The sequence below is a fragment of the Burkholderia sp. HI4860 genome (genome assembly GCF_002223045.2).
In the GTDB taxonomy this organism is placed as follows: Bacteria; Pseudomonadota; Gammaproteobacteria; order Burkholderiales; family Burkholderiaceae; genus Burkholderia.
Window position 1 is genome coordinate 1,218,347 of sequence record NZ_NKFO02000001.1, and the last position, 12,428, is coordinate 1,230,774.

Annotated in this window: 10 protein-coding genes; 4 read left to right on the forward strand and 6 right to left on the reverse strand. The window is 67.5% G+C overall.

Annotation, left to right across the window (positions count from 1 at the left end):
- The first annotated feature begins 17 nt into the window (after window positions 1-17).
- Window positions 18-3,218 (forward strand): multidrug efflux RND transporter permease subunit CeoB, encoded by a 3,201-nt coding sequence (gene ceoB / locus CFB34_RS05515; RefSeq protein WP_089433382.1) that lies wholly within the window; start codon window positions 18-20, stop codon window positions 3,216-3,218.
- Between the two features lie 10 nt (window positions 3,219-3,228).
- On the forward strand, window positions 3,229-4,764 hold the full coding sequence (opcM, locus tag CFB34_RS05520) for a multidrug efflux transporter outer membrane subunit OpcM (protein WP_089441545.1): 1,536 nt from the start codon (window positions 3,229-3,231) through the stop codon (window positions 4,762-4,764).
- A 101-nt stretch (window positions 4,765-4,865) separates the two neighbouring features.
- Here opcM and CFB34_RS05525 read toward each other — a convergent pair whose 3' ends face one another.
- A complete protein-coding gene (locus CFB34_RS05525; RefSeq protein WP_047851230.1) occupies window positions 4,866-5,462 on the reverse strand; it encodes a TetR/AcrR family transcriptional regulator in 597 nt (198 codons plus the stop codon).
- Between the two features lie 125 nt (window positions 5,463-5,587).
- On the opposite strand from CFB34_RS05525, the gene CFB34_RS05530 reads away from it, so the two are divergent.
- Window positions 5,588-6,022 carry a Tautomerase enzyme gene (locus CFB34_RS05530; protein ID WP_089441546.1) on the forward strand — a complete coding sequence of 145 codons (435 nt, stop codon included), beginning with the start codon at window positions 5,588-5,590 and terminating at the stop codon, window positions 6,020-6,022.
- Window positions 6,023-6,087: 65 nt separating this feature from the next.
- Here the strand turns inward: CFB34_RS05530 and CFB34_RS05535 are convergent, their stop codons facing one another.
- On the reverse strand, window positions 6,088-6,978 hold the full coding sequence (locus tag CFB34_RS05535) for a LysR family transcriptional regulator (RefSeq protein ID WP_089441547.1): 891 nt from the start codon (window positions 6,976-6,978) through the stop codon (window positions 6,088-6,090).
- A 96-nt stretch (window positions 6,979-7,074) separates the two neighbouring features.
- Between CFB34_RS05535 and CFB34_RS05540 the strand changes: the two genes are divergently transcribed.
- Window positions 7,075-7,518, forward strand: a complete 444-nt coding sequence (locus tag CFB34_RS05540) for a PACE efflux transporter (protein WP_089441548.1) — start codon at window positions 7,075-7,077, stop codon at window positions 7,516-7,518.
- Window positions 7,519-7,664: 146 nt separating this feature from the next.
- Here the strand turns inward: CFB34_RS05540 and CFB34_RS05545 are convergent, their stop codons facing one another.
- The 4 genes from CFB34_RS05545 to CFB34_RS05560 form a co-directional block, all read right to left on the reverse strand.
- Window positions 7,665-8,516 (reverse strand): alpha/beta hydrolase, encoded by an 852-nt coding sequence (locus tag CFB34_RS05545; RefSeq protein WP_089441549.1) that lies wholly within the window; start codon window positions 8,514-8,516, stop codon window positions 7,665-7,667.
- Window positions 8,517-8,788: 272 nt separating this feature from the next.
- Window positions 8,789-9,118, reverse strand: coding sequence for a DUF3579 domain-containing protein (locus CFB34_RS05550; protein WP_089441550.1), 330 nt, complete (start codon window positions 9,116-9,118; stop codon window positions 8,789-8,791).
- Window positions 9,119-9,143: 25 nt separating this feature from the next.
- Window positions 9,144-10,505, reverse strand: a complete 1,362-nt coding sequence (locus tag CFB34_RS05555; RefSeq protein WP_046546168.1) for a sigma-54 dependent transcriptional regulator — start codon at window positions 10,503-10,505, stop codon at window positions 9,144-9,146.
- Window positions 10,495-12,378 carry an ATP-binding protein gene (locus tag CFB34_RS05560; RefSeq protein ID WP_089441551.1) on the reverse strand — a complete coding sequence of 628 codons (1,884 nt, stop codon included), beginning with the start codon at window positions 12,376-12,378 and terminating at the stop codon, window positions 10,495-10,497. The genes CFB34_RS05555 and CFB34_RS05560 overlap by 11 nt, the downstream gene beginning before the upstream one ends.
- Window positions 12,379-12,428: the final 50 nt, after the last annotated feature.

Here is a 12,428-nt window from a genome sequence, read left to right on the forward strand (position 1 = left end):
ACCAGACAGAGCAACTCATGAACATTTCCAAATTCTTTATCGACCGGCCGATCTTTGCAGGAGTCCTATCGGTGATCATCCTGCTCGGCGGGGTGATCGCGATGTTCCTGCTGCCGATCTCCGAATATCCGGAAGTCGTGCCGCCTTCCGTGATCGTCAAGGCGCAGTATCCGGGTGCGAACCCGAAAGTGATCGCCGAGACGGTCGCGTCGCCGCTCGAAGAGCAGATCAACGGCGTCGAGGACATGCTCTACATGCAGTCGCAGGCGAACAGCGACGGCAACATGACGATCACCGTCACGTTCAAGCTCGGCACCGATCCGGACAAGGCCACGCAGCTCGTGCAGAACCGCGTGAACCAGGCGCTGCCGCGCCTGCCGGAAGACGTGCAGCGGCTCGGCATCACGACGGTGAAGAGCTCGCCGACGCTGACGATGGTGGTCCACCTGATCTCGCCGGACAACCGCTACGACATGACCTACCTGCGCAACTACGCGCTGATCAACGTGAAGGATCGCCTGTCGCGGATCCAGGGCGTCGGCCAGGTGCAGCTGTGGGGTTCGGGCGACTACGCGATGCGCGTGTGGCTCGATCCGCAGAAGGTCGCGCAGCGCGGGCTGTCGGCCGAGGACGTCGTGCAGGCGATCCGCGAGCAGAACGTGCAGGTCGCGGCCGGCGTGATCGGCGCGTCGCCGTCGCTGCCGGGCACGCCGCTGCAGTTGTCGGTGAACGCGCGCGGCCGCCTGCAGACGGAGGACGAGTTCGGCGACATCGTCGTGAAGACGACGCCGGACGGCGGCGTCACGCACCTGCGCGACATCGCGCGGATCCAGCTCGACGCGTCCGAATACGGGCTGCGCTCGCTGCTCGACAACAAGCCGGCCGTCGCGATGGCGATCAACCAGTCGCCGGGCGCGAACTCGCTGCAGATCTCGGACGAAGTGCGCAAGACGATGGCCGAGCTGAAGCAGGACATGCCGGCGGGCGTCGACTACAAGATCGTCTATGACCCGACGCAGTTCGTGCGTTCGTCGATCAAGGCCGTCGTGCACACGCTGCTCGAAGCGATCGCGCTGGTCGTGATCGTCGTGATCGTGTTCCTGCAGACCTGGCGCGCGTCGCTGATTCCGCTGATCGCGGTGCCGGTGTCGATCATCGGCACGTTCTCGCTGCTGCTCGCGTTCGGGTATTCGATCAACGCGTTGTCATTGTTCGGGATGGTGCTCGCGATCGGGATCGTGGTCGACGACGCGATCGTGGTGGTCGAGAACGTCGAGCGCAACATCGAGAGCGGGATGAACGCACGGGCGGCGACCTACAAGGCGATGCAGGAAGTGAGCGGGCCGATCATCGCGATCGCGCTGACGCTCGTTGCCGTGTTCGTGCCGCTCGCATTCATGTCGGGCCTGACCGGCCAGTTCTACAAGCAGTTCGCGATGACCATCGCGATCTCGACGGTGATCTCGGCGTTCAACTCGCTGACGCTGTCGCCGGCGCTGTCCGCGATCCTGCTGAAGGGCCATGGCGACAAGGAAGACTGGCTCACGCGCGTGATGAACCGCGTGCTCGGCGGCTTCTTCCGCGGCTTCAACAAGGTGTTCCATCGCGGCGCGGAGAACTACGGCCGCGGCGTGCGCGGCGTGCTGTCGCGCAAGACGCTGATGCTCGGCGTGTACCTCGTGCTGGTGGGCGCGACCGTGCTCGTGTCGAAGGTCGTGCCGGGCGGTTTCGTGCCCGCGCAGGACAAGGAATACCTGATCGCGTTCGCGCAACTGCCGAACGGTGCGTCGCTCGACCGCACCGAGAAGGTGATCCGCGACATGGGGTCGATCGCGTTGAAGCAGCCGGGTGTCGAGAGCGCGGTCGCGTTCCCGGGGCTGTCGGTGAACGGCTTCACGAACAGCTCGAGCGCGGGCATCGTGTTCGTCACGCTGAAGCCGTTCTCGGAACGGCACGGCAAGGCGCTGTCGGCCGGCGCGATCGCAGGGGCGCTGAACCAGAAGTACGGCGCGATGAAGGACTCGTTCGTCGCGGTGTTCCCGCCGCCGCCGGTGCTCGGCCTCGGTACGCTGGGCGGGTTCAAGATGCAGGTCGAGGATCGCGGCGCGGTCGGCTATGCGCGGCTCGCGGACGCGACCAACGACTTCATCAAGCGCGCGCAGCAGGCGCCTGAACTCGGCCCGCTATTCACGAGCTACCAGATCAACGTGCCGCAGCTCAACGTCGATCTCGATCGCGTGAAGGCGAAGCAGCTCGGCGTGCCGGTGACCGACGTGTTCAACACGATGCAGGTGTATCTCGGTTCGCTGTACGTGAACGACTTCAACCGCTTCGGCCGTGTGTACCAGGTGCGTGTGCAGGCCGATGCGCCGTTCCGCCAGCGGGCGGACGACATCCTGCAGTTGAAGACCCGCAACGACCGTGGCGAGATGGTGCCGCTGTCGTCGCTCGTCACGGTGACGCCGACGTTCGGCCCGGAAATGGTCGTGCGCTACAACGGCTACACGGCGGCCGACATCAACGGCGGCCCGGCACCGGGGTTCTCGTCGGGGCAGGCGCAGGCGGCGATCGAGCGCATCGCGCATGAAACGCTGCCGCGCGGCGTGCGGTTCGAATGGACCGACCTCACGTACCAGCAGATTCTTGCCGGCGATTCGGCGATGTACGTGTTCCCGATCAGCGTGCTGCTCGTGTTCCTCGTGCTCGCGGCGCTGTATGAAAGCCTGACGCTGCCGCTCGCGGTGATCCTGATCGTGCCGATGAGCATTCTGTCGGCGCTCACAGGCGTGTGGCTCACGCAGGGCGACAACAACATCTTCACGCAGATCGGCTTGATGGTGCTGGTGGGGCTGTCGGCGAAGAACGCGATCCTGATCGTCGAGTTCGCGCGTGAACTCGAACACGACGGCAGGACGCCGCTCGAGGCCGCGATCGAGGCGAGCCGGCTGCGGCTGCGCCCGATCCTGATGACGTCGATCGCCTTCATCATGGGCGTGGTGCCGCTCGTCACGTCGACGGGTGCCGGTTCGGAAATGCGCCATGCGATGGGTGTCGCGGTGTTCTTCGGGATGCTCGGCGTGACGCTGTTCGGGCTGATGCTGACGCCGGTGTTCTACGTCGTGCTGCGCACGCTCGCGGGCGGCAAGATCCACGTCGCCGGGAAGGACTCGGCGGGTTACGGAGTGCCGTCCCAGCACGTGCCGGCTTCGGATGCTTGAGGACAGGAAGATGAATAACTTGCACAACACGAATGGCCTGATGCGCTTCGCGAAGGTGGCGGCCGCGAGCACCCTGCTCGCGACGCTGCTCGCCGCGTGCGCGGTGGGGCCCGACTACAAGCGCCCCGATGCGCCGACGCCTGCCGCATTCAAGGAAGCGCCGACGCTCGCCGCCGGCGAACAGGCCGGCACGTGGAAGATGGCTGAGCCGTCGGACAGCGCGCATCGCGGCGAATGGTGGAAGGTGTTCGGCGACCCGGTGCTCGATTCGCTCGAAGCGCAGGCGCTCGCCGCGAACCAGAACCTGAAGGCCGCGGCCGCGCGGGTCGAGGAAGCGCGTGCGGCGACCCGTACCGCGCGCTCGCAGTGGTTCCCGCAGATCGGCGCCGGCTTTGGGCCGACGCGCGAGGGGCTGTCGTCGGCGTCGCAGTTCCAGCCGCAGGGCACGGGGCCGACCAACGCGACGCTGTGGCGCGCGCAGGGCACGGTGTCGTATGAAGCCGACCTGTTCGGCCGCGTCGGCCGCAACGTCGAGGCGTCGCGTGCCGACCAGGCGCAGAGCGAAGCGCTGTTCCGTTCGGTGCAGCTCGCGCTGCAGGCGGACGTCGCGCAGAACTACTTCGAACTGCGTCAGCTCGATTCCGACCAGGACCTGTACCGCCGCACGGTGGAGCTGCGCGAGCAGGCACTGAAGCTCGTGCAGCGCCGCTTCAACGAAGGCGACATCAGCGAGCTCGACGTGTCGCGCGCGAAGAACGAGCTGGCCACCGCGCAGGCCGATGCGGTCGGCGTCGCGCGGCGGCGCGCGGCGTCCGAGCATGCGCTCGCGATCCTGCTCGGCAAGGCGCCGGCGGATTTCGCGTTCAAGGAAACGCCGATCGTGCCGGTCGCGGTGAAGATCCCCGCGGGGCTGCCGTCCGCGCTGCTCGAACGCCGTCCGGACGTGTCGGCGGCCGAACGTGCGATGGCGGCCGCGAACGCGCGGATCGGCCTCGCGAAATCGGCGTACTTCCCGAAGCTCGATATCACGGGGGCGTTCGGGTATGAGGCGTCGACGCTCGGCAACCTGTTCCTGTGGTCGAGCCGCACGTTCCTGCTCGGGCCGTTCGCCGGCACCGCGCTGACGCTGCCGCTGTTCGACGGCGGCCGCCGTGCGGCCGGCGTGCAGCAGGCACGCGCGCAGTACGACGAGCAGGTCGCGAACTACCGGCAGCAGGTGCTCGTCGCGTTCCGCGAGGTCGAGGACAATCTCGCCGACCTGCGCCTGCTCGACGACCAGATCCGCGCGCAGGATGCGGCCGTCAACGCGTCGCGCCGCGCGGCGACGTTGTCGCGCACGCAGTATCAGGAAGGCGAGGTCGCGTATCTCGACGTGATCGACAGCGAGCGCTCGGTGCTGCAGTCGCAGTTGCAGTCGAACCAGTTGACCGGCGCGCAGGCCGTGTCGACCGTGAACCTGATCCGCGCGCTGGGCGGCGGATGGGGGCCGGCACCGACGGCGGTGGGCGATGCGGCGACGGGTAAGGCGGAGGTGGCGGCGCGGTGATGCACCGGCCCGAGACGGGCCGACTTACCGGGTAGTCGATCGAAGCACCCCGATCCGTGGCGACGCGGATCGGGTTTTTTATTGGTGGTCAGTCAGGGCGGTCAGGCCTGTTGCTCCGGTTTCACGTCCGTGCGCTCGGCGATCACGACCGCGTAGCGGCCGACCGCATCGGCGATGCGTTGCGCGAGCTCGGGATCGCGCACCGCGCGCGCGAGCGTGACACCGCCTGACAGCAGCGCGAGGAACGCGATTGCCCGATCGTCATCGGGTGGGCTGTCCATTCCTGCCGACACTTCGTCGACGATCTGCCGCAGTGCCTGCTCATACGCGTCGCGCGTCTCGTCATCGGCGCGCATCACTTCCGGGGACAGGCTCGGCAGCGCACAGCTTTCGCCGAGTTCGCAGGTGCGTCGCGGGCCGAGGTAGAACGACACGAACGGGCGCCGCCAGCGCGCGCCATGCTCGGCCTTGAACGTCGCGACGCCTTGCCGGAGCTGGGCAAGGCCATCGAGGACGACCTGCCGGAACGCTTCACCCTTCGTTTTGAAATGGCCGTAGAACGCGCCGTTGGTGACGCCCGCCGCCTTCGTCAGCGGACCGATGCCGGAGCCGCCATACCCCTCCTCGCGAAACAGCCGGCTCGCGGCTTCGAGGATGCGCGTACGGGTTTCGTGCTTGTGCTCGACGGAATAACGCATGACAGGCTCGCTTCAGAGCGATCACTCTTTATCTTGCATAGAGAGCGATCAGTGTCTAATGTATAGAGAGTGACTGGTATTTATATCACGTCACCTGACCGATGACCTGACCAGGAGAAAGTGCGATGCCGATTACGCTGACCGTATCCGAAGGGGTTTTCACGCCGGACGACGAGGGGCCGGTGTTTGCCGAGTTGACCGATGCGCTGCTGGACGTTGAGGGACTGACCGGGAATGCGTTCCTGGCGCCGAACGTGGTGGGCACGCTCAACGTGCTGCCGCGACACCGGACCTTCGTGCATGGGCGCGCGGAGCCTGCCGCGTTCGTCGAGCTGAAGTTGCCCGCCGTGGCGCTCGCGGCGCCCGAGCGGCAGCGGGAATTCGTCGAACGGGCGACCGAGATCGTGCTGCGCTGGGCAGGTGGGCGGCTGACGGCCGCGCAGGTGTGGGTGAATGTGGTTCATGCGGTCGACGGTGGATGGGGCATTGCCGGACGACGCTACGACAACGTGTCGCTCGTCGATTCGATCCAGAGCGCGGCGGCGGCGGCCACGCACTGATCGCAACTAACGGTCAAGCCGTCCGGCGTTGATCGACGGCGTGGCGGCGTTCGCCGCCACGCCGGTCATTTTTCGTCACCCGCCACCCGCAGCGCGCGAACCAGTTCGCTCGCCGCCTTGCCGAGCCCCGTATGCTTCGGCCGGCGCAGGTACACCGGTAGCGGCAACCCGTTGCGGATGTTCGCGAACACGAGCGGCGCGAGCTCGCCGTCGGCGACGTATCGGCCGATCATGGATTCAGGCAGGTTCGCCCAGCCATGCCCGGCCTTCACGAGCGCGATTGCGGTAGCCATGTCGGTCACCTTCCACGTGCGGTTGCCGATCACCGGCCGCACGTCGGTCAGCGGCCGCTCGGGATCGGCGATCACGATCTGCCTGAAGCCCGACAACCGCTCGATTGCTTCCGGTTGCGCGCATTCGGCGATCGCCGGATGGCTCGGCGCGGCGACCGCGACGAGCGTCTCGGTCCACAGCGCGTGGATCTGCTCCTGCGGATGCAGGTCGAGCCCGCCATACGCGACGCAGAGATCGACGGCGCCGCGATGCAGCGCATCGATGATCACGTCCTGCGGCGCCGTGACGATGCTGATCGCGAGCGCCGGGTATTTCGCGGCGACGGCCGTCAGCGCGCGGGCGACGGGCGCGCCGTCGAGTTCGGCGGCGAGGCCGAGCCGCAACGTATCCTCGACGCCTTCCGACAGGTGCTGCGCATGCGCGCGCAGCGCGTGCAGCCGCTCGGCGATCGACCGCGCGTCGGGCAGCAGCGCCGCCATCGCGGCGGTCGGTGTCGGTTCGCGCGTGCCGCGGTCGAACAGCACGAGGTCGAGTTCGGCCTCGAGGTTCGCGATCGCCATGCTGATCGCCGACGGCGTGCGGCCGAGCGCGCGCGCGGCCGCGGAAAACGAGCCTTTGTCGATGACGGTCAGCAGCATGTCGATGTGGTCGCTGGTCAGCACGCGCGCCTCCTGTCAGAAAAATTGAAAGGACCTGACTTTGGCGGACGAAGTGCCCGCTGTAGTCTCGCCACCTGGTTCGAAACGAAGGGGGCGGTGATGCAAGGATGGAAGAGGCGCATAGTCTACGTCGTGATGTTCGAGGTGCTCGGCATCCTCGTCGCATCGTCGGTGCTCGGCATGCTTAGCGGCGCGAGCGCGGCGACGAGCGGCTTGCTCGGCGTGATGATCTCGACGACGGGCGTCGTCGTCAATTTTCTGTACAACCTCGGGTTCGAGGCGTGGGAGCGGCGGCGTGCGGAAACCACGCGCACGGTCGGGCGGCGCGTCGTGCACGCGGTCGGATTCCAGATCGCGCTCGTGACGTTCCTGATTCCGCTGATCGCGTGGTGGCTCGACGTGTCGCTATGGCAGGCGTTCCTGTACGACGCGGTGCTGATCGTGTTCTTCCCGATCTTCACGTTCACGTACAACTGGGCGTTCGACAGCGTGTTCGGGCTGCCCGATGCGGTCACGCGCAAGGCGGAGCCGGCCGTGTGGTAAGCGGTGCTGAAGGAATCGCGCAGGCAGATTGACGGGACGGACGCGCCGGCGACGCACGGCGGTTGATGAAGCGGCGATGCGGCGCGTATCCGCATCGTCGTTGAACAGCGAGGAGAACGGGCGGCGCGGAAGCCGCCCGCGAGCGCTTACGCGGCGACGAACTCGTGCACGAAGCGGTTGAACACGGCGGGGCTCGCGGCGTTCATCCCGTGCGATGCGCCGGCGACGGTCTGCCGTTGCGCATTGCCGATCCATTGCGACAGCGTGTCGACGTTGTTGCGGAACATCTTCGGGCTGCGCTGGCCGTCGATCAGCAGCGTGCGGCATGCGATGTCGCCGGCCGTGTGCTGCGAGTACGCGGGCAGCGGGTCGCGCAGCTGCTTCGGCAGCGTGCTCGCGTTGTCGATCGCCATCGTGCGGAAACGCGACGTGCTCTTCTTCCATGCACCCGGCAGGCTCACGGAATCGACGAACATCTCGAGGCCCGATTCGACGTCGCCTTGCCCGATCAGATTCACGGCCTGCGTGCGCAGCGCGATCGCGGCGGCCGGCAGCGCGGCTTCGCGCACGCCCGGCTGTTGCAGCGGGCCGCCCGGATCGGCGAGCGTCAGCGATTCGACGAGTTGCGGATGCTGGCGCGCGACGTTGAACGCGACACTGCCGCCGCGCGAGTGGCCGACCAGGTGCACCGGGCCGAGATCGAGCGCGTCGATGAATTCGGCGAGCTCGTCGACGTGGTTCTGCCAGCTGAACTCGTCCTGGATGCCCGCTTCGACGGCCGGCCAGTAATGGCTGAGGCTCGGCGCGATGCAGCGGTAGTGGGCCGACAGCGCGGCGAGCTGCGGATCCCAGTAGCGGTAGTCGCACAGCGAGCCGTGCACGAACACCATCGGCGCGCCGCTGCCCCGCTCGACATACGGCAGGCTGATGCCTGACGAAAGCGTCGCAAATTGCAGGTCGGGGTTCGCGAGCACGGACGGCTCGATTCGCATGTTCATGACTGAAAGACTCAAAGGTGCGTCAACACGACGCAACTATGCATCACGGCGACCTGCAAGGAAAACGCATAATTTTCATCGTGACGATCAATTTTATTGATGGCTCGGCCGCAAACCCTTGTCGGAAGGGGACGGGTGTCGATGCTTTCAATCGTCTAACGATTGGTCGCGGCGCCGGAAACGCCGGAAAAGGGGCGTGCGGGGACCTGCGCATCCGCGCATGGCTCCTTTGGAAAACGGGAAGAACGCGAGCCGCGAAAGCGGCCCGCGCGTCAGCGCACGGTCAACGCGGGCGCGGTCTGAAGCGCGACGGGGAGATCGTTGTCGGCCGCGAACCGCATCGCGAAATCGAACGCGTCCGCGCACACGGTGCGCAATTCGTCCGACACGAACAGGCATTTGACGTTGCCGTCAACGACGGGCATCGCGAGCCGCGACAGCGCGCACGGATAGCCGGGCCGCCGCTCGCCGACGAACAGCGTGATGACGCCCGCGAGGCGCTCGGGCCAGTCGCTCGGGCGGAAGGTTTTCTGCGCGTGCGTGACGCCGCGGATCAAGTGGCCAGTGACGCGGCCGTGTTCGGTGATGTCGATGCGATCCATGCTGGAGTGTGTGTCCTCGTTCGCGTCATTCGCCGCCATCGGCCGCCGCGTCGCCGCGCGCGGGAATCCGCAGGTTGCGCAGCTTGTGATAGAGCGTTTTCTTCGGCATCCCGAGCGCTTCGCTTGCGTCCGCGACGTTGCCGTTGTGACGCTGCAGCATGTCCTCGATCAGCATCCGCTCGAAATACGCGAGCTGCTCCGCGAGCGTGCCGCCCGCGGCCGGCGTGCCGCCGGACGACAGCAGGCTGTCGCCGGTCAGCCCGAGCACGAAGCGGTCGGCCACGTTCTGCAGCTCGCGCACGTTGCCCGGCCATGCATGCGTCATCAGTTCGGACACCTGTGCAGCCGTGACGACCGGCGCCGGCTGCCCGAAGCGGCGCGCGGCCGCGAGCACGAAATGCTCGAACAGCAGCGGGACGTCCTCGCGCCGCTCGCGCAGCGGCGGCAGTTCGATCTGCGCGACGTTGAGGCGATACAGCAAGTCCGCGCGAAAGCGGCCGTCGGCCGCGAGCTCGGCAAGATCGGCCTTCGACGCGGCGACCACGCGGCAGTCGACCGGAATCAGCTCGTTCGCGCCGAGCCGCTCGACCACGCGCTCCTGCAGCACGCGCAGCATCTTGACCTGCAGCGGAATCGGCATCGTCTCGATCTCGTCGAGGAACAGCGTGCCGCCGTCCGCCCATTCGATCTTGCCGATGCGCTTCTTGATCGCGCCGGTAAATGCGCCGGCTTCATGGCCGAACAGTTCGCTCTCGAACACCTGTTCCGGCAAACCACCGCAGTTCAGCGCGACGAAATGCGCGTCGCGCCGGCCGCCGAAGTCGTGCAGGCTGCGCGCGATCAGTTCCTTGCCGGTGCCCGTCTCGCCGGTGATCAGCACCGACACCGACGTATCGGCGAGGCGCAGGATTTTCTTGCGGACGTCGGCCATCGCGGGCGACTTGCCGAGCACGAACGCCTCGATGCCCTGCCAGTTGTTCAGCGCCGCGCGCAGCCCCTGCACTTCCAGCGTCAGACGGCGCTTCTCGACCGCGCGCGCGACGCGCCCCGCGATCACGTCCGACGAAAACGGCTTCTCGATGAAGTCGTATGCGCCGACCTGCATCGCGCCGACGGCCGTCGAGATGTCGGCATGGCCGCTGATCAGCACGACCGGGATCTGCGCGTCGATGGCCATCACGCGATCGAGCAGCTGCAGCCCGTCGATGCCCGGCATCCGCACGTCCGACACGATCACGACCGGTGCGCCGGGCGCGACGTGATGCAGCGCGTCGGCGGCCGACGCGAATGCGTCCACTGCGAAGCCGGCAAGCGCTACCGCCTGCTCGACGCCGATCCGGACGTTTTCATCGTCCTCGACGACCAGCACCCGAATCTCATCTTCCATGCTCTGTCCTTTGCAGCGTGGCCGCCGCGAATTCGATACTGAACTGCGCGCCGCCTTCGTCGCGGTTCGTCGCGGCGATCTTCGCGCCGAACGCCTCGACGATACGCGACGTGATCGCGAGGCCGAGCCCGAGGCCCTGGCCGCGCGGCTTGGTCGTGACGAACGGCTCGAACAGGTGCGGCAGCACCTCGGGCGCGATGCCCGCGCCGCTGTCGGCGACGGTGAAGCGCACGCGGCCGGCTTCGTCCGGCCCGGCGGCCGCGATGACGATGCGGCGCACGCTCGCGTCGTGCACCGCGTCGAGCGCGTTGCCGAGCAGGTTCACGATCACCTGCTGCAACTGGCTCGATTCGGCCGATACGGCGGTGCCCGGCGCGATGTTCACGTCGAGCTGCACGCCTTCGTCGCGGATCCGCGCATCGTAGATCAGCCGCGCATGCGCGACGGCTTCGTTCAGCGACACCGCGACGCGTTCGACGTCGGGCTTGCGCGCGAAGGTCTTCAACTCGCCGGTGAGCACGGCCATGCTGTCGACGAGCTTGCCGATCCGTTCGAGATTGGCGAGCGCCGGCGCGGGCTGGCCGCGCTCGAAGAACGTGCGCGCGTTGTCGCACAGCGTGCGGATCGCGACGAGCGGCTGGTTCAGCTCGTGCGTGAGGCCGGCGGCCATCTGCCCGAGCACCGCGAGCTTGCCCGCATGCACGACTTCCTGCTGCGACGCGCGCAGCCGCTGTTCGGTACGCTCGCGCTCGACGATCTCGCGCTGCATCCGTTCGTTCGCGGCCGTCAGCGCGGCCGTGCGCTGCGCGACGGTCAGCTCGAGCTGGTCGTTCGCGTGCCGCAGCGCGTCCTGCGCGCTCAGCCGCGCGACGATCGCCCGACGTCGCTGGATCGCGTAGCCGGCGAGCAGCGCGGCGATCAGGAACGCGCCGGTGACGAACACGAAGGCCGTCTGCTGCTGGCGCCGCGCGCCCGCGATGTCGAGCAGCACCATCAGCGAATCGCCGGCCTGCGGCGCGGGGCGCGACATCACGAGATAGCGCGTGGTGCGGCCGCTGTGGTGCGTATCGGGGAAGGTGCCGAACCACGCGGCCGCGCTGCGGTCGCCGATATGGCGGTACGGCAGCACGTCGACGGTGCGGCCCGCGTATTGCCGCGACGCCTGGATGTCGTGCTGCTGCTGCGCGGTGATCGGGCGCAGCGCGGTGAATTTCCATGCGGGTTCGGTCGAGATCACGACCACGCCGTTGCTGTCGACGACCATCGCGGCGACGCCCGGCGCGCGCCACGCCGATTCGAGCGGATCGACGCTGATCTTCACGGCGGCCACGCCGATCGGCACGCCTTCGTCGCGCACCGCGCTGGCGAAGTAGACGCCCGGCACGCCGGTGTTGGTGCCGATGCCGAAGAAGCGGCCGCTGCCGCGCGCGAGCGCGTCCTTGAAGTACGGCCGGTACGACACGTTGGTGCCGACGAAGCTGAGCGTCTCGTTCCAGTTGCTGGCGGCGATCACGTCGCCCTGCAGGTCGATCACGTCGACCGCGCCGCTGCCCGCGTCGCGGTTCACGGCTTCGAGGTAGGTATCGACCGTGTGCACGAGTTCGGGAGCCTCATGCGGCGCGGCTTTCAGCATCGCGCGCACGCCGTCCTGCCGCGCGACCAGGCCGGGCAGGATCTCGAAGCGGCCGAGCTCGCTCTTCAGGCTCGACGCATACAGGTCGAGCCGGTGCGCGCCGGTTTCCTCGAGCGCGTCGATCGCGCGTTCCCACGCGAAATCGACGGCCGCGGCCGCCACGCATACATACAGCACGCCGGCCGATGCCCAGCCCCACCACGGGATGCCCTTGAAGCTCTTCTGCACGTTCGCCCTCATCGAAACCCGCAACCGCCCGCCCGGCGTGACGCCCGAAACGACACCCGAAG

Excerpts from the sequence above, each read along its gene's own strand:
- ceoB (WP_089433382.1), top strand. The coding sequence starts at position 18 with ATGAACATTTCCAAATTCTTTATCGACCGGCCGATCTTTGCAGGAGTC.
- opcM (WP_089441545.1), top strand. The coding sequence starts at position 3,229 with ATGAATAACTTGCACAACACGAATGGCCTGATGCGCTTCGCGAAGGTG.
- CFB34_RS05525 (WP_047851230.1), bottom strand. The coding sequence starts at position 5,462 with ATGCGTTATTCCGTCGAGCACAAGCACGAAACCCGTACGCGCATCCTC.
- CFB34_RS05530 (WP_089441546.1), top strand. The coding sequence starts at position 5,588 with ATGCCGATTACGCTGACCGTATCCGAAGGGGTTTTCACGCCGGACGAC.
- CFB34_RS05540 (WP_089441548.1), top strand. The coding sequence starts at position 7,075 with ATGCAAGGATGGAAGAGGCGCATAGTCTACGTCGTGATGTTCGAGGTG.
- CFB34_RS05545 (WP_089441549.1), bottom strand. The coding sequence starts at position 8,516 with ATGAACATGCGAATCGAGCCGTCCGTGCTCGCGAACCCCGACCTGCAA.
- CFB34_RS05550 (WP_089441550.1), bottom strand. The coding sequence starts at position 9,118 with ATGGATCGCATCGACATCACCGAACACGGCCGCGTCACTGGCCACTTG.
- CFB34_RS05555 (WP_046546168.1), bottom strand. The coding sequence starts at position 10,505 with ATGGAAGATGAGATTCGGGTGCTGGTCGTCGAGGACGATGAAAACGTC.
- CFB34_RS05560 (WP_089441551.1), bottom strand. The coding sequence starts at position 12,378 with ATGAGGGCGAACGTGCAGAAGAGCTTCAAGGGCATCCCGTGGTGGGGC.